At 41.5% G+C, this 16153-nt stretch carries 19 protein-coding genes; all 19 read right to left on the bottom strand.

Features of this window, described 5'->3' with window-relative positions:
- Positions 1-74 precede the first annotated feature (74 nt).
- Positions 75-503, bottom strand: coding sequence for an SseB family protein (locus H8Z82_RS01060; protein WP_118521419.1), 429 nt, complete (start codon positions 501-503; stop codon positions 75-77).
- A 57-nt stretch (positions 504-560) separates the two neighbouring features.
- A complete protein-coding gene (locus tag H8Z82_RS01055) occupies positions 561-896 on the bottom strand; it encodes a hypothetical protein (RefSeq protein WP_019163047.1) in 336 nt (111 codons plus the stop codon).
- Positions 897-984: 88 nt separating this feature from the next.
- Entirely contained in the window at positions 985-1302 is a 318-nt protein-coding gene (locus H8Z82_RS01050; RefSeq protein WP_019163048.1) for a YbjQ family protein, read from the bottom strand.
- Positions 1283-1924: a MerR family transcriptional regulator gene (locus H8Z82_RS01045; protein WP_055060018.1), complete on the bottom strand. Its 642-nt coding sequence runs from the start codon at positions 1922-1924 to the stop codon at positions 1283-1285. Before H8Z82_RS01045 ends, H8Z82_RS01050 begins: the two co-directional genes overlap by 20 nt.
- 153 nt (positions 1925-2077) lie before the next feature.
- Positions 2078-3391, bottom strand: a complete 1314-nt coding sequence (locus H8Z82_RS01040; protein ID WP_186993986.1) for a Na+/H+ antiporter NhaC family protein — start codon at positions 3389-3391, stop codon at positions 2078-2080.
- A gap of 90 nt (positions 3392-3481) precedes the next feature.
- Complete coding sequence (locus H8Z82_RS01035; RefSeq protein WP_186993985.1) at positions 3482-4336, bottom strand: YitT family protein; 855 nt, start codon at positions 4334-4336, stop codon at positions 3482-3484.
- Positions 4337-4522: 186 nt separating this feature from the next.
- Positions 4523-5176 carry a zf-HC2 domain-containing protein gene (locus H8Z82_RS01030; RefSeq protein ID WP_177285129.1) on the bottom strand — a complete coding sequence of 218 codons (654 nt, stop codon included), beginning with the start codon at positions 5174-5176 and terminating at the stop codon, positions 4523-4525.
- Position 5177: 1 nt separating this feature from the next.
- Positions 5178-5687, bottom strand: a complete 510-nt coding sequence (locus tag H8Z82_RS01025) for an RNA polymerase sigma factor (protein WP_025580248.1) — start codon at positions 5685-5687, stop codon at positions 5178-5180.
- A gap of 21 nt (positions 5688-5708) precedes the next feature.
- Positions 5709-6005: a hypothetical protein gene (locus H8Z82_RS01020; RefSeq protein WP_055058326.1), complete on the bottom strand. Its 297-nt coding sequence runs from the start codon at positions 6003-6005 to the stop codon at positions 5709-5711.
- Between the two features lie 243 nt (positions 6006-6248).
- On the bottom strand, positions 6249-7502 hold the full coding sequence (locus H8Z82_RS01015; RefSeq protein ID WP_186993984.1) for an ATP-binding protein: 1254 nt from the start codon (positions 7500-7502) through the stop codon (positions 6249-6251).
- Between the two features lie 134 nt (positions 7503-7636).
- Complete coding sequence (locus tag H8Z82_RS01010; RefSeq protein WP_186993983.1) at positions 7637-7774, bottom strand: hypothetical protein; 138 nt, start codon at positions 7772-7774, stop codon at positions 7637-7639.
- Complete coding sequence (locus H8Z82_RS17530; RefSeq protein WP_279289707.1) at positions 7767-7901, bottom strand: hypothetical protein; 135 nt, start codon at positions 7899-7901, stop codon at positions 7767-7769. Before H8Z82_RS17530 ends, H8Z82_RS01010 begins: the two co-directional genes overlap by 8 nt.
- Positions 7902-7919: 18 nt before the next feature.
- Positions 7920-8282 (bottom strand): fluoride efflux transporter CrcB, encoded by a 363-nt coding sequence (gene crcB, locus H8Z82_RS01005; protein WP_186993982.1) that lies wholly within the window; start codon positions 8280-8282, stop codon positions 7920-7922.
- A gap of 79 nt (positions 8283-8361) precedes the next feature.
- Complete coding sequence (locus H8Z82_RS01000) at positions 8362-8991, bottom strand: DUF3786 domain-containing protein (protein ID WP_186993981.1); 630 nt, start codon at positions 8989-8991, stop codon at positions 8362-8364.
- Between the two features lie 377 nt (positions 8992-9368).
- On the bottom strand, positions 9369-10328 hold the full coding sequence (locus H8Z82_RS00995; protein WP_186993980.1) for an ABC transporter permease: 960 nt from the start codon (positions 10326-10328) through the stop codon (positions 9369-9371).
- 12 nt (positions 10329-10340) lie between these two features.
- On the bottom strand, positions 10341-11837 hold the full coding sequence (locus H8Z82_RS00990; protein ID WP_186993979.1) for a sugar ABC transporter ATP-binding protein: 1497 nt from the start codon (positions 11835-11837) through the stop codon (positions 10341-10343).
- An 11-nt stretch (positions 11838-11848) separates the two neighbouring features.
- Positions 11849-12787: an ABC transporter permease gene (locus H8Z82_RS00985; protein WP_019163061.1), complete on the bottom strand. Its 939-nt coding sequence runs from the start codon at positions 12785-12787 to the stop codon at positions 11849-11851.
- A gap of 158 nt (positions 12788-12945) precedes the next feature.
- Positions 12946-14088, bottom strand: coding sequence for a sugar ABC transporter substrate-binding protein (locus H8Z82_RS00980; RefSeq protein ID WP_186993978.1), 1143 nt, complete (start codon positions 14086-14088; stop codon positions 12946-12948).
- A 354-nt stretch (positions 14089-14442) separates the two neighbouring features.
- Entirely contained in the window at positions 14443-16083 is a 1641-nt protein-coding gene (locus H8Z82_RS00975) for an AraC family transcriptional regulator (RefSeq protein WP_243176363.1), read from the bottom strand.
- Positions 16084-16153 lie beyond the last annotated feature (70 nt).

The following is a 16153-nucleotide window of genomic DNA, read 5'->3' as shown; positions in this document are numbered from 1 at the left end:
CTTTGCAGAAATTGTAAAAAGGATAAACAATGAGGACTTTTATTTAACTGAACATGAGAGTTCTTTATATAGCTTCACATATTTCCCAATATGATATTAATCAGGTTCTTATCGAGCATGATCGTCCGGTTCCATGGGTTGAGGATGATTCCCTCAATCTCATTTACCTGTAATGCTGAATGAAAAAGCTGATCTATGTCTGTCAGAAAAGTGGATTGTACGCTTCCGCCGCCTTTCAGTTCTTCCTCAAAGCTTGTAAATGCCGCCCACCAGACTTTTCCATCTCCGGTTTTCACTGTGCCGATCCGGAGCTGGTTGTCTCCTGTGGGCGGTTCTACTGAAAGGATAAACTGGCCGTTTTCTCTCATTCGTCTACGGATTACAGTCAGTGTATGTGCCAGCATTTCCTGAGTGGCTTCCTGCTGCAGAGCAGCGATCGCCTGCTCTATTTTTTCATTTCCCTGAAGACCTTTATCCTGATTTACATTCTTATTATCGCTCATATTAATATCTCTTTTATGCCTTTCATCGTTTTATTTCCAGTACATTTTCTGAATTTTTCAGCTTTTTGATGGCTTTCTCAGGATTTCATGCGGTGCTTCTATCTCATTTGCCAGCGTATGTTCTGTCAGCTCTGATAACAGTTTCAACTTCTTATTGAGCAGAGGCCGCATACAGTTCGGAACATGTTCCTGGTGTGCTCTGTGGATTGCCACACATTCCTTGCAGTTTCCGTGATAACGACAGGCTTTCTGGCAGGAACAGTGATCCTTCTCCTTGTATTCTTCACGAAATTCTGCCGCGAATTCCTCCTGCAGACGCAGACCCTCTGCACGGTTTCCTTTATGAAACTCAGCCATTGCGTCTAATTCCTTCTGATTTCCTTCAATCTTCATATGTTGAATTTCCTTTCCCAGCCTTCATTACGGATTTTCTGCTTTACTTAAGATCTCTTTTTGCGTTCTCTGCTCTTGTTCTTAATTTTTAATCCTGTTTATATTTCACAGCAGTTCCATATGCAATCACTTCTGCTGCCCCTGACATTACCTGGGAGGAGCCGTATTTTACACCAATCACAGCATCCGCATTCATCTCTTTGGCTTCATCTACCATACGTTTGGTGGCAATCTGTCTTGCCTCATTGAGCATTTCCGTATAGCCAGTGATCTCCCCGCCTACCAGAGTCTTCATCCCTGCCATGAAATCTTTTCCTACATTTTTTGTCTGTACAACTGTTCCCTTTACAATTCCCAGTGCCTCAAACTCTACACCCGGAATGTATTCAATACTTAGAAGCTTCATCCTCTTCTCCTCCTTCAATCTCTTTCATGCGTCCTGCAAGTGCTGCCAGAATTCCTCCGATGATCACAACCGGTATGGCGATCAGAAATATCAGCAGTCCGGTCGGTATGGGATCTTGTGTATTTGCCCACAGCATAAGCCCTATGGTAAATCCCATAAGCAAGATCATAACTACTGCTCCAATGATCGCTCCTGTCCTTCTTTTCTTACGGATATCTGTTTTCTTTATATCCATAAACCTTGCACCCTCTTTCTCCATCTGCTCGATTTCTTCCAGACAGTTCTCGGCATTCAAGGTATCCAGGGACTGATGCTCTGCAATCAAGCGCTCACACATTTCCTGCATTTTCACAAGGCCCTCCCTGCGGCGTTCCAGTTCTCCCAGGTGCTGTTCCAGACAAAACTGCAGGCTTTTCCTTTTTTCAAAAAGAGCTCTCATCTCTTCTATGGAAATATCCATCTTCCGGAATAATTTGATTTCCTGAAGTCTGGCAATGTCTGCCGTATGATATTCCCGGTATCCGTTCTCTGCACGCTCCACATTCAGGAGACCCTGCTCTTCATAAAAACGGATATTCTTTCTGGTGATGCCTACCAGCTCTTCCACCTGTTTGATCTTCATTCTGTTACCTCTTGCTTTCCTAACAGCAGATACAGCCTATCCGCCGCTCTACTGCCCTGTCTGTGCTTTCTTTATACTGCTTCCACAAGGAGGAAGGTCAAGTATTTTTTGAAAGAAATTGAAAAAAATATAGCTTCCGGCAGGGGGAATCTTTTAAGCTCCTGTACGGTCTGAACCTCTCATAATTGTGATCAGAGAACTGAGCAGCAATAACATAGGATAAAATAATTTCGGCATGATCTGAAATGCAGAAATCTCACCGCCCAGTTCATTCACTGCTGAGATTGCAACCAGCATCTGTGCACCATAGGGAATCACTCCCTGGAAAACACAGGAAAAAGTGTCCAGTAGGGAAGCTGTCTTTCTCGGTGTAATTCCATACTCCTCTGCCATTTCCTTTGCGATAGGGTTAGCCATGACGATCGCCACTGTATTATTGGCAGTAGCAATATCCATAGTTCCTACCAGAAGTCCCATTCCAAGCTGTCCGCCTTTCTTTCCGCGGAAAATTTTATGGATCCAGCCAAGAAGTGCATCGAATCCACCATACTCACGTATCAGCGCACACATGGCAGCTACCAGGATTGCCACCATACAAGTCTCAAACATTCCGGATACACCGGATCCCATATTTTTCAGGATCTCTACAGGTGTGATATGTCCTCCGACCAGCATGATAAATGCTCCGGATACGATTCCTGTCAGCAATACCACAAACACATTGATCCCAACAATTCCTCCGATCAATACCAGCACATACGGTATTACCTGAGTCAGATGATAGGGCTGGATCACACGGCCCTGGATTTCTGTCTGAAATGACAGGATCAGGATTAAGATCAGTGTGGCAACGGCTGCCGGAAGAGCGATCCAGAAGTTCTCCCTGAATTTGTCTTTCATCTCACATCCCTGACCATTACATGCAGCAATCGTCGTATCTGAAATAAAAGAAAGATTGTCCCCAAACATGGCTCCTCCCATAACAGAAGCCACACAAAATGCCAGATCAAATCCTGATGCTGTGGAAACTGCTGCTGCAATCGGTGTCAGAAGGGTAATGGTTCCCACAGAGGTTCCCATAGCCACAGACACAAAACAGGCAACTATAAACAGCACAGACACTGAAAATCTGGCAGGTATCAGACTCAGCATACAATATGCAACACTCTCAGCACTGCTTCTTCCCACAACTCCTACAAAAGATCCGGCTGCAAGGAAGATTAAAAGCATGGTGATGATATTTTTGTCCCCAACTCCCTGTGCCATGATCTCCAGTTTTTTATCAAAATCCAGTGCTCTGTTCTGCAGACAGGCAACCAGGATTGCAGCAAGAAATGCTACTACAATAGGCACATTATAAAATCCCATGGGGATTTCCATCACATACTCAAATAAAATGCCCAGTCCAAGGTATAATACAAGAAATACACCAATGGGAAGCAGGGCAATTCCTTTTCCTTTTTTCATCTTTCATCCTCTTTCTACCATAATCTCTTTATGGTTATATAATCACCCTGCTATTTTAGCATACCCACAGCTTTCCTGCCATAATATTTCTCACAGTTTTGGCTGATAGCGCATATCCGATACATTGTAAACCGTCACAAAGGCCTTTGGATCTTCATGATTAATGTAAGCCATCAGCTTCTGATATTCTGTTTTATCTACAATCGTAATGATCTCATTGCGTTTCTTCATATTATAGGCACCTGTCGCTTCATAGATCGTCGCTCCGCTGTGCAGATCTTCGATAATGAATTTACGCAGTTCTTCCTCTTTCTGCGTGATGACACAGACACGACGTTTAATATTATGGTCAAAGATAAAGTGATCCAGAACCATTCCATTAAAGTAAGTTCCAAGGATACTCAGTACAACTGTCTTCTTATCATATACCAGTGTAGCTGAGAGTGCCACACACATACCGGAGAGAGACATTGCTTTTCCCAGTTCCATGTGGAGATATTTATTCATGATCTTTGCCACAATATCCAGTCCGCCGGAGGATGCATTTCTGTTAAAAAGAATGCTCAGTCCTACGCTGACTATCAGAATATAGCACAGCACATCCAGTTCCTGGCTGTTGGTCATAGAACCAAAGTCCGGAAATACTTTCTCGAATAATCCGAGAAATAAGGGCAAAACGATACTGGTGTAAACCGTTTTTACGCCAAATTCGCGTCCGCAGGTAAAGAAACCAATGATCAGAAGTACCACATTCAAAATCATGGTGATTGCAGACAGTGGTAAGGGTACAAAGTTTGATAACACGATACCAAGACCGGAGATACTGCTTACAGAGGTATGGCTCGGCACCAAAAAGAAATAAACTGCTGCCGCAATGATCGCTACCGCACCTGTCAGGATCAGTGCTTCCTTTATGATATCTGCATAATTTAGTTGTTTTTTCATAGTTAAGTTTCCTGTCTTTCTTTCCATATTCTTGTTCTATTGTAACATATGGAAAGAGAATGTCCATCAGCAATTACAAAAAGAGGCTGCCTTCCATGACAACCTCTTTATAAATCCTTATAACCTATAGAAATCTCTAAAATTCGCTTTCATATTTTAGAGCGTATTTGAAAATACTCTAATATTTTATCCCAATGGCTCTGTATGTTCCTCAGATAAATAAGCTTTCTGTTCTTCCTCCTGAGCTTCCCAGATTGTTGTTGTAGTTCCATCCTTATCTACATACACTTCTTTTATCTCATCTTTCTTCAGAATATCATGAAGATGATCATATGGATAAAAAATACAGCTTACATATTTTTCCCACAAGCTCTGCTCAAAATAAATAGTCATTACGCCTGTTTCCCTGTCTAAAGATGTTCTCCAGCGATAATTTCCTTTTATATTCGTTTTATATTTTACTTCATCTTTATTATCCTCAACAATAGTTATCCCTGCATCTTTGTAGCTGATATATGTAACGTGTTTATTCATAAAAGTGAACACTGCCACAAAGCAAATTACGGTTGCTGCTATGGAAAGCAGGATTGTTTTTATCTTTCTTTTCTTTAAAAATTTTCTGAAACTCTTCAGATCATTTGCTTCATTGCTGCTTTCTTTTGTCTGTGCAGAAATTTTCATATCATTTTCAAGGTCTGTCTTTGTCTCATGGTATACCCGCTGGCAGATTTCGCAGTTTTGCAGGTGTTCTTCTACAAGTTCTTTTGTATCATCACTTACCACATCATCAATGTATAATGGCAGAATATCCTGGATCACATTGCAGTTTATTTTTTCCATCTTACTTTTCCTCCTGACTTATCTGTGCTCTTATCATCTGTCGTGCACGATGGCATGTTACTCTTGCCCACCCTGCACTTTTCTGATAGCATTTTCCGATCTGCTCAAAGGAGAGCTCACCGTATATCCGCAGGTGAAATACTTCCCTGTAGGGTTCCGGTATCAGTTCTGCATAGCGTTTGAGATTCCGAACTGTCTCATCCTGCACGATCTGATCCAGTACTGCCGGGGATGTATCCTGCATGGAATCCTGCATTATTTCTGAAAATTCTTCACCCACATAGATTTTATTTCGCCTGCAATAGCGGAAATATGTATTCTTCGCAATTACAAATAGCCATGCGCGGATATCCTTCCGGCCGTCAAATTTCTCAATATTATTCATTGCCTTCAGGAATGTTTCCTGGGTGATTTCCTCTGCCAGACTTTCATTTTCGGAAAGTGCCCGGATATAGAGAAAGACATCATGGAAATACTTACGGTAGATTGTTTCGATTTCTGATTTCTCCATTTCCGCTCCTTGTATTTTTTATTATCCTACTGCATCTTTCGGGATTTTTAATGGCCCGGTCTGACCAATCGTGGTGCCATCCTTATCCAGAATATAACCATCTTTATCCTGATATGACCCTGCCGGCGGTGTCCACATAGATCCATCTGACGACCTGATCTGTCTTCTTCCATTGAATGTCTGAACACGGTTCTGATTTTGTTGTATCTGCATTGAATATGCACGGCTGCTCACCTGAGTATCACTGTCTGTATCAGATGCACAACCTGATAAACCAACCATAACTGTCAGAATGAATATTCCTAAATATCGTTTCATGATAATCCTCCTGTCTGCTGTATCATTATTTTATCTAATGTCTTTCTATATAACTAAGTCACAGACAGAAGAAACGTTACAGGAAAATTTATATTTTGATTTTTTAATCGAAGCAAGTAAGTCCCCTGCGGAGGTTGCAGAAAACAATAAGCAGTGGATGGGGACTTGCTTGTAACCTATCTGTTGCGAATGAACCTGATACTTTCTTTGAATTTCCGAAACGTTGTTTCGAAAATTCAAATCTTAGCTAATGATATATTTTGTACCTTTCCCTTTTCCTTCAACAGTAATCACACCTTTTTGACACATTTCTTTCAACAGCTTTGTTGTCTTTGATTTGCCAAAAGGTACATATGGTGCAACTTCGCTAATGGGCTTCAGTATCGTCTTGCTTAAGAGCTTATAGATCACGATTTCATCTTCTGTCAGATCAACATTTTTTTCAAATATCGGAAGCATAATTTTTATAGCATTCTCTGAAACTTCAAAATCCGGTTTTATCAAAGCTTCCGCATACAGTTGTTTTATTCTTGTAATTCCCGTTCCGAATATCTCTACAAATCCTAATCTGTAAAATACATTGGCAAGATTTCTATTTCTTAAAACAGAAAGTTTGCCTGCCAAATATTCTTCTTCCGTTATTCCAGACGGCAACCCGCCAGGAGAAACAATTTCGATTCGATCATCGAACATCGAAACTCTGATTTGCGAATCCACATCCCATACTCTATGAATCAGAGCATTGGCGATTGCTTCTCGGAAAGCAGCTTCCGATATTTTCTCCATTTTCTTTCGATCAGCACCTTGTATTACTTCATATTGGTAATAGTCTCTGAATACCTCAAGTGTCTTTTCATATACCTCTAAAACCGATACATTTTCAAACGTTGATCTCTTTTGAATGATGCTGATGTTTTCTCCGAATTTGACAATATCAATTCCAGGAAAATGATTTTTATCTGCCAAAAGCCCCGCCGCATTATTGAATCCATTATCATCGTTATACAGGTTCAATGTCTTCAGTGTGTCCTTATCAAAATTTTCGATCCGGATATTTTCTTTCAGCTTACGGCGTAAAATTTCAAAAGACAACTCCTGGTCTTTGCAAGGCAATTCTTCAAATCGAATGTTTTTCCCATCCAACACAAGTCTTGAGAACTCCAGAGTGTCTACCTCTATCGTTGCTGTATCATTCCGCTTGTATGCTTTCGATTTATATAGATACGGCTTCTGAAGTCCGCTTTTTACAGTAAGTTTTATCGTTTGGTCACTATTCTGTATCTCAAGCATATAGTCTGGCTGCGGTGTAATGCTGTCGTTAATTTTATTTTCAATATCCAAACAAGCTTGCTTGGCATCCGGCAAACCTTTTATATTTCCATCATCATCTACACCAAAAAGAATGGTTCCACCATCATAATTTGAAAAGGCACTGACTGTCTTTAAAAATGTGTTCGTAATCGTTTCTTTGAACTCTAATGTTCTCGTTTCACGCATATCAATCGCCTCCATTTCGCTCTTATTGAATATATTATATGCAGAAACAATCAAAAAAGCAATCGTATTTTTTTACGATTGCTTTTTTGATTGTTTTTGTCATGAACTCAAATGTTTCTGTTCCTAAACAGCAACTAAACACCCTGCATCCTGATTTCAACACACTCTTTTTGTGTCTCTTTGTCCTTTACAATTTTGAAATCATCACCAAGTGTATGTTTTTTCAGATATTCGTTCAGCATAAGCACCCAGATTCGATCTTTCTCATACATATTCGGATGCGCCAGATAATAATCCACGGAAATCATAGTAGAAAAGGTATATTTTATATCCATACTGTTCCTGGTAGGCAAGATTCTGTCTGGTATGAAGAAGATCATCCAGCGATATTCGTTTCATTGGTAAATTCCTCCAGAATCAGGCTGTAAGATATTCCACTGTAAAAATCGCCAGCACGCCCACCAGCACACTAAGTAATATATAACACAGGGCTATTCCCATATGTCCATCCCGGATCAGTTCCGAAGATTCCAGTGCAAAGGTTGAGAATGTGGTAAATCCACCACAGACTCCCACCTTCAGAAACAAAATCATCCTTGGCGGAACAGACAATTTCGCCGCCAGTACTGTGATTACTCCGATCACAATACATCCAATCACATTGATACAAAAGGTTTTTGCCGGAAAAATCATGGTTTCCCCTGTGGGAATCAACCCGATCAGGTACCGCAATACTGCTCCTGCAAAACCACCCAGCCCTACTGCCAGACAATTCATCATTTTATCTCTCCAAATTAATATAAATTTACTTTCAAAGCAATCATAACATGAATTTACTTTATCGTAAAGATAACTGTTGTTACACAAATAAGCTTGTTTTCTGAAGTATAGCCTTCAGCAGATCCCCCTGAAGATAATAGGTAGTTTCAAAATGAAGGTACGATAACGATACTTTATCCCACAACAGCAAAATCTTGGGCTGGAATTCTTCATCTCCATCCCAGAACTGAAATAGCACAGAAAAATCCTGGAAAACAGGCATTTCAAAGGTCAGGTCTGCCCCTGCCAGACGCTCCATCTGCTTTCCTCCCAGACAGATACAGGCCTGTTTTACCTCTTCCACTTTTCCCGAAAATGCTCGTGCATACTTTTCTACAAAGGGGTCTGTAGACGGACTGCTTCCGGCAGTTACAAATCTGCCCACCGGCTGCCACTGACCAGTCAAAGGCGGCAGTATTTCCTGCCCGGAACAACAAAGAAAATCATAGATTGTCATAACAATCGTATATTCTTTGCAGTCCATCCATTCCTCACCCTCAGAATATGCAATGGCGCCATCCCTGCGGCTGATCCGATATTCTGTTCCAATATATTTCAAATACAGATATTCTTCATCATGTTCCAATCCATATTTCTCTATCAGCTTATCCTGCTCATGCTGTAAAAACAGCTCTCTTCCTATATATACCTGTTTTTCATAATTATCCATAAACGTCTTCTCCATTCTGTGTCATGTAAAGGAATAAATACATTTCTATTATAATCTATTTTTCCAAATTAGCAAAAACAAGTTATACAAAATAAGTTTTCGCTAAAATGTAAATCAAAGTCCAAAAATCCCCAACTCCCGCAGACCAATTCTGCGGGAGCCGGGGATTTTATGTAGGTATGAACATGATACACGAATATGTCAGATCAAGCGGATATTCGCAATCCGCTTCGCTACTTGCTCATAACCGAATAACTGCTTCGCAGTTTATCAGAACCTCCTGATACAAGCAAGTCCCCACCCACTGCTTATTGCTTTTCGCAATTGAAGCAGGGGACTTACTTGATTCGGTTATATAATCGATGTTTTACAATCTCTTACTTAACAATCATACCAGTCTTTCTGTCACTGAAGATTGCTACTTCGATCAGGAAGATGATACCAAGGATGAGCTGCTGTAACTGTGTCGGCATCATCAGCATTACCAGACCACTGGAAAGTACTTTGTATGTCATAACACCAAGGATGATGTTATAGAATCTTACTTTAGCACCGCCGTTTACAGGCATTCCGCCAAGTACCAGGGCGATCATGATCTGTGTTTCCAGCTGGTTTCCGGCTGTTGATGTAACGGAACCTACTTTGATAGCATTTACAAATGCTGCCAGTCCTGTGATACAGCCTGCTGCCACGAATACGAGGATCTTTGTAGTCTCTACGCGGATACCTGCAAATCTTGCTGCTGTTTCGCCGGCACCAATTGCTTTCAGTCTGGCGCCCAGACCTGTGTAAGTGAATACAAGATATGCCACTACGAAGATGATCACTGTAAAAGTAAGCATAAATGGCAGTGTGTTGTATTTGGAAATATCACTTACTGCATAAACAGGTGAATTAGTTGTTGCATAAGCACAAACTCCACGGAACAGATACATGGTACAGATTGTAACAATGAAGCTTGTGATTTTTCTCTTAACATTGAAGTAACCATTGATCAATCCGATCAGTCCGCCTGTTACCACACCGCCAAGCGCTGCCAGAACCATGTTGTAATGGGAAAGGTAGCAGACTACGATGGAAGCAACACCAAGCATGGAGCCCTGGGAGAAATCCAGGCCACCCATTGTCATTACCATGAACACGCCGATAGCTGAAATCAGCAGCATGTATGACTGGCTCAGAAGCAGTGATATATTTTTCGGCTGAAACAGTCTGCCGTCTGTGAGGAATGCAAATAATACACAGATGATCACAAATCCTGCGATAGGAAGGATCGTACGCACAATGGGACGTTCCAGAAATGGTACTTGCTCAGTTGATTTTTTTGTTGTACTCATTTTTTTACCCCCTTAAATCATATTGTCAATCAGATCTGTGTCTTTCAGATCCGGAGAGCGAAGGAATTCACCATTGATCTTACCGTCCTTCATGATCAGGATACGGTCTGACATACCCAGAAGCTCCATGATTTCCTCAGAGATCATAATAATGGATTTTCCTCTTTTTCTCATATCGTCCATCATGGCATAGATATCAGCTTTAACTTTGACATCAATACCACGGGTAGGGGAGTCAAGGATGATCAGGTCGGAGTCCTTACCAACCCAGCGTGCAAGAACGACTTTCTGTTTGTTACCGCCTGAAAGAGCAGATACAAACTGGTCAACGCCTGTCATTTTTGTACTCATCTGTTTTGCAAATTTATTGGCAAATTCATTCATTGTCTTTGCACGAAGGAATCCATGAGTTTTCAAATCCTCCAGGGATGGAAGGCAGATGTTATCGCCAATTGTATCATTAATGACCAGAGACTCATTGTCTCTGTCTTTGGAAGCATATGCAATGCTGTGTTTGATGGCATCCGGAATGGAATTGATCGGTGTGCCGTCTCCCAGAGTTACACTTCCCTGACGGAAATAGGAAGCTCCGAAGAGTGCCTTTCCAACCTCATGCATACCACATTCGGAAAGTCCTCCGATACCAAGAATCTCCCCTTTGTGGAGATCAAGGTTCAGATTCTCGATCTGTCCTTTTACTGTCACGTTCTTAGCGGAAAGAACAACTTCGTCAGATACCTTTTCGCCGTAGTCTGTACGATAGTAGCTGTCGCCAATCTCACGGCCTACCATTAAGGCTTTCAGTCTGTCAGGTGTAGCTTCTTCCTTTGTGATGGAACCGATCTTCACACCATCTCGAAGTACGCTGATGTTATCAGACTGCTCAATAACTTCCTCAAGGTCATGAGAAATAAAGATTACGCAGTTTCCTGTGTCACGAACCTTGTGCATTACCTTGAAAAGCTCTTCACGGCCTTTCTGACCAAGTGCTGTTGTTGTCTCGTCTACAACCAGAACCTTCGGATTAAAGTAAGTAGATTTTACAATCTCTACCAGCTTACGATCCTCGAAGTTGTAATCATCGATTACTTTAGTTGCATCAATATAATTGAATCCATAGCTGTCCAGATATTCCTGGGCTTTCTTGTTCATTGCTGCAGTATTTTTGATACCACATTTAGTAAACTGATCCTCGTTTCCAAGGAAAATATTCTCTGCTACAGTCAGTCCGGAAAGTGTTCCGATCTCCTGTACGATAATGGCTACACCCTGATGGTTTGCTTCAACCTGGTTTGTTGCGGTGATCTCTTTTCCTTCAAGAATAAACTTACCGGAATCTTTCTGGTAAATACCTGTCAGGCAGGATGTCAATGTGGATTTACCAGAACCGTTTTCACCGATCAGTGCGTGGATCTCACCTTTATTAAATGTAAAGGAAACGTTATCCAGGGCGTGTGTGATGCCAAAATGTTTATCAATATTTTCTGCTCTTAATAATATTTCACCCATAATCGTTCTCCTTATTTTACTACAAGACCTTTAACCGGTTTGGTTGTCAGTGCAACGATCACCAGCAGTGCAACACCTGTTACCACGTTCTGGATCGTAGTCGGAGCACCAAGTGCAACGAAACCGTTGAACATAAGCTGGATAATCATCTCACCGATCACGATAGCGATAACCGGATGGCCGTATTTCTTAAATGCCAGTCCAAAGAAGGTTCCCATCAGAGGAGTAAAGTTACGGCTCATAGAGGAAAGATTGGAAGCTGATGTCATGGAAGTACCAAAGCTGATTGTCAGGATTGCCTGAAGTCCGAAGAAGAAGCCTGCAAGAGTAAAGGCTACGATTTTGTATTTGGAAACATTTACACCCATGTTCTTTGCAACAACTTCATTGCTTCCGATTGCGTATGTATAAGTACCGATTTTTGTGTATTTCAGGATGAATGCACAGAGCAGATATGCGATCAGTGCCAGAATCAGGTTAACCGGATAATCACCGAATGCTCTGTAATCTGTAGAAAGGATTACGTTCTTTCCGTTTGTGGCATATACACTGAACGCCTCATATATCAGGGACAGGGCACATGTAACGATCAGGGAAGAAATATGTAATTTGATATAAACCACACCATTGATGAGACCAATGATCGTACCACAGATCAGCGGTGCAATGATAAGACCGGCATAACCGAATTTCTCACTTGCATTGCAGGCGATAATGGATGAAAGTACGATATTGGCACCAACGCTCATATCGAAAGGTCCCATTACGCAGATAAAGTAAAGGCCGCATCCGCCAACTGCGTAAATTAATGCTGATTTCATATAAGTAGCCAGTTTCGCCGGGGAACCGAAAGTAGTCGGTGCCAGTACTTTAAATACTGCCCAGAAAACTACAAGCATAAGAACCAGAAGGCCGATTCCATAATACTGGCTTTGTTTGAGTTTTTTCATAACCATTCTCCTTATCCAATTCTTCGCCCGCCAAAAGCAGGAGGTCAGACGCTTCCTCAGGGTTTGGCCTTTTGCTTCGAGCGGGCACTGACAATTACCTCTTAAAAGTTTCTCCACTGCCCTTTGGAGAAAAGGCAGTGGAGCATAAATTCATCATATTAGTTGCTGTGACGGGAAATAACATCATCAATAGAAAGTGATGTAGCTGCTTTGTTCAGATCATCAAAGCTGTATCCTGCTAATTCCACAAGCTCTTCATCTGTGTATGGATCATCATCTACAAAGTATTTCTTGTAGTTTTCATAGTCTTCGGAAGAAGATACATACAGATATGGGAACTGAATTTCGTATCCGAAGGATCCTTCCTCTTTTACATAGTTGCCTTTGATTGCGTTATATGTGATAAGGAATGCATATAACGGGTCGCAGAAGTGTCCGCCTGATTCAGCAAACATTCCGCCTGATTCAAGCTGCTCGCCAAGATCATCAAGGAAGTCTGTGGAAACAACGTCGATCTTTCCTGTAAGTCCTTCGTTTGCCAGAGCACCGATGGAACCAACAAGTGGGTCACCGCCGCCACCTGCAACGATCAGAGCGTCCATATCAGGGTTGGAGTTGTAAAGGGAAAGAGCTGCTGCTGCACCTTCTTCAGAAGATGTGTTAGCATATACAGGCTCTGTCATTGTTGCCTGATCATCCGGGTTAGCTTCATTCCATTCGTCAACTGCCTGTTTGTAACCTTTCCATCTCTGCTGGAAGGTAGCATCACCAACTGTCCATGCTTCAAGACCGATGTTTCTGTCGCCGTTCTCAAGAAGCAAGTTAACCAGTGTGTATCCATTTGTTACTTCGTCTTCATGAACTGCACCAAGATAGTACTGGGAGTTGCATGCTGTCTGGTATACTTCCGGGCTGTTCTCTTCGGAAATGATACGGTAGAACTGTGTAAGGTAAACCTGGTTTGCATCGCAGGTCTGGATTGCAGATGTCATTTCAGAGTCTGCGGAGTTACAGATTACGATACCGTTACATCCTGCTGCACAGAGCTGTTCAACAGAAGCTGTAACCTGCTCAGATACGTGACCCTGGTCAACGTACATTACATTAACACCAAGAGCATCCGCTGCTTTGTCAATGATTTTCTTACTCTGGCTTCCAAGTACGTCTGTGGAACTCCAGATAGAAACACCGATTGTAATATCATCGTCAGCTGCCTGTGTGGTAACTGCACTTACTGGTAAGGAACCAATCATTGCTGCTGTTGCTGCGATAGCAACTGCTTTTCTCATTCTTTTTTTCATGTTGTAAAAGCCTCCTTGATAAAATTTGGTTTCTTGATTTTGTGAACGGAAATTATGTTTTCGTGCTCTCCGTTCCTCTGTGACTATATTAAACCATATTTTGCCTTTGGTCAGTTAGGACATATTTGGAAAATTTTGTTGCACATTCTTGACCAGTTTATATATAAAACTTGGACAAAATATGAACAAGTTAAGCAAAATGCCAATAACTTGTATGTTTTCTCTATTGATTAGTTGTATATATTTCAAAAAAGTCCTCTGTATCCATTCGATTCCATAAGAACCACCATACAGAGGACTTCCAATTCCGTTACTGTTCACTCAATTCTATCTGAGTTTCTTCCATATTAATTATTATAATTGTGCCAGATTATTTCTGTAATCCCTTGGGCTGCATCCCATCTTTTTCCTGAATACTCTGCTAAAGTAATTGTAATCATCATATCCCACCAGGAACGAAATCGTCTCCAGCTTCTTATCCGGATCTTTCATCAGCTCCGCTGCCTTCTCCATCCTGATCCTGGTAAGGAAGGCAATGATCGTCTCACCATATTTCTGGCTGAAGCTTCTGGACAGATAGCTGGCATCCATATGATATTCTTCTGCCAGAGCAGTAAGTGTAATATTCTCATGATAAGAACGTTCCATATATTTATGGATCTGCTCTACCTGCTGCATAATAGAACCTGATCCGGAATCCGAATCCTTGTCCTCGCCCCTTTCCCAGAGACTGTCCAGAAGAATCTTTAAAGAAGCAAGTAAAGACGGCGCATTAAGACATTTCATATAATAGTCAATATTGTCCATAGCCTCTTCCGCCTGTGCAGTAAGCTCCGGACATTTCTCCTGCACATAGCGGTACAGGATCCCTGTGAGTCTGCCGGTATACTGTTTCACATCCAGATATGTCCAGGCACCATTGTCACAATCTTTAAAATCACAGGTCTTAAAAATCAATTTCTCTGTCTTTGATCTCTGTCCTGTTGCTAGCAGATGATATAACTCCGTTTCCATATGAGCAGGCGCTGATTTTCCCATCATCTGGATCTCACTGCTTCTCTGAGACTCTCCTCTTTTTTCCTCCTGGCATGAAAGGATACAATGATGTCTGTTAAATGGCCGGGTAACCAATGTAGAAATCAATTCCCTGTAAATGGTACCGATATCGTCTAATGAACTGGTCTGTTCATGAAGTACAACAGAAATCGGTCCGTATTCTTCCAGTGGAAATTCTCTCAGAATATTTTCTGCCAGTGTTCTGAATTCCTTTGCATCTGCAGTCTTTACGAGGAGAAACTCACTCATCTTATTGCTGTTGTTAAAAATAATCACATTTTCTTCCAAACCAGTCAGCTCTCTCAGCCTGGATTTAATGCTCCAGGACATCTGCAGATTGTCATATTCAAACTTCTCTGCAATTTCTGCAATATTATAAAATTTCACCATCAGCGTGGCAACTTCAGAGAAAGTATTAGTACTGGATACATAAGTCTGTGCATCAGCTTGTCCATATAATTTTCCGGAAAGCAATGCTGAATATTCGCTGTCTTCCAGAAAAGAGGAAAGTTTATGTTCACGGATCCGGCTGGTTTCATCCTGCTTTTTAGTATTCTCCCTCTCTTCCAGAAGATTCAGGGCTTTGGTAAGAACCTTGACCATCTCTTCTTTTCCCACCGGTTTCAGGAGATAGTCCAGTCCACCGGAAACAAATACCCCCTTCACCTTATCAAAATCATCATAACCGCTGATAGCGACCGTAATGATCTCAGGATATTCCTTCTGCAGCCGCTCCAGCAATTCCAGACCACTTAAAAAAGGCATATTAATATCCGTAAGAATAATATCCGGTTTTTCCTCTTCTATCCTTTCCATAACCTCCTCACCGTCACATGCAGGTTCCAGAAATTCCAGGGAATACTCCTCCCACGGGATCAGATTTCGGATATTCTCACGGCTCCAGAATTCATCATCTGCAGCAAGTACCTTATATTTCATAGTTTTCAATATTTTTCTCCCCCTCAAATATGCCTGTCCCAATATTTTTCTGTTAAAGGCACATGATACC

The organism is Blautia difficilis, assembly GCF_014297245.1.
Lineage (GTDB): Bacteria > Bacillota > Clostridia > Lachnospirales > Lachnospiraceae > Blautia_A > Blautia_A difficilis.
The sequence above is the reverse complement of the archived record's forward strand: the minus strand, read 5'-3'. Positions and strand labels throughout refer to the sequence as shown.

What these genes read in the sequence shown, in the direction of transcription:
- H8Z82_RS01060 (WP_118521419.1), bottom strand. Translation starts at nt 503, where the DNA reads ATGAGCGATAATAAGAATGTAAATCAGGATAAAGGTCTTCAGGGAAAT.
- H8Z82_RS01055 (WP_019163047.1), bottom strand. Translation starts at nt 896, where the DNA reads ATGAAGATTGAAGGAAATCAGAAGGAATTAGACGCAATGGCTGAGTTT.
- H8Z82_RS01050 (WP_019163048.1), bottom strand. Translation starts at nt 1,302, where the DNA reads ATGAAGCTTCTAAGTATTGAATACATTCCGGGTGTAGAGTTTGAGGCA.
- H8Z82_RS01045 (WP_055060018.1), bottom strand. Translation starts at nt 1,924, where the DNA reads ATGAAGATCAAACAGGTGGAAGAGCTGGTAGGCATCACCAGAAAGAAT.
- H8Z82_RS01040 (WP_186993986.1), bottom strand. Translation starts at nt 3,391, where the DNA reads ATGAAAAAAGGAAAAGGAATTGCCCTGCTTCCCATTGGTGTATTTCTT.
- H8Z82_RS01035 (WP_186993985.1), bottom strand. Translation starts at nt 4,336, where the DNA reads ATGAAAAAACAACTAAATTATGCAGATATCATAAAGGAAGCACTGATC.
- H8Z82_RS01030 (WP_177285129.1), bottom strand. Translation starts at nt 5,176, where the DNA reads ATGGAAAAAATAAACTGCAATGTGATCCAGGATATTCTGCCATTATAC.
- H8Z82_RS01025 (WP_025580248.1), bottom strand. Translation starts at nt 5,687, where the DNA reads ATGGAGAAATCAGAAATCGAAACAATCTACCGTAAGTATTTCCATGAT.
- H8Z82_RS01020 (WP_055058326.1), bottom strand. Translation starts at nt 6,005, where the DNA reads ATGAAACGATATTTAGGAATATTCATTCTGACAGTTATGGTTGGTTTA.
- H8Z82_RS01015 (WP_186993984.1), bottom strand. Translation starts at nt 7,502, where the DNA reads ATGCGTGAAACGAGAACATTAGAGTTCAAAGAAACGATTACGAACACA.
- H8Z82_RS01010 (WP_186993983.1), bottom strand. Translation starts at nt 7,774, where the DNA reads ATGTATGAGAAAGATCGAATCTGGGTGCTTATGCTGAACGAATATCTG.
- H8Z82_RS17530 (WP_279289707.1), bottom strand. Translation starts at nt 7,901, where the DNA reads ATGAAACGAATATCGCTGGATGATCTTCTTCATACCAGACAGAATCTT.
- crcB (WP_186993982.1), bottom strand. Translation starts at nt 8,282, where the DNA reads ATGATGAATTGTCTGGCAGTAGGGCTGGGTGGTTTTGCAGGAGCAGTA.
- H8Z82_RS01000 (WP_186993981.1), bottom strand. Translation starts at nt 8,991, where the DNA reads ATGGATAATTATGAAAAACAGGTATATATAGGAAGAGAGCTGTTTTTA.
- H8Z82_RS00995 (WP_186993980.1), bottom strand. Translation starts at nt 10,328, where the DNA reads ATGAGTACAACAAAAAAATCAACTGAGCAAGTACCATTTCTGGAACGT.
- H8Z82_RS00990 (WP_186993979.1), bottom strand. Translation starts at nt 11,837, where the DNA reads ATGGGTGAAATATTATTAAGAGCAGAAAATATTGATAAACATTTTGGC.
- H8Z82_RS00985 (WP_019163061.1), bottom strand. Translation starts at nt 12,787, where the DNA reads ATGAAAAAACTCAAACAAAGCCAGTATTATGGAATCGGCCTTCTGGTT.
- H8Z82_RS00980 (WP_186993978.1), bottom strand. Translation starts at nt 14,088, where the DNA reads ATGAAAAAAAGAATGAGAAAAGCAGTTGCTATCGCAGCAACAGCAGCA.
- H8Z82_RS00975 (WP_243176363.1), bottom strand. Translation starts at nt 16,083, where the DNA reads ATGAAATATAAGGTACTTGCTGCAGATGATGAATTCTGGAGCCGTGAG.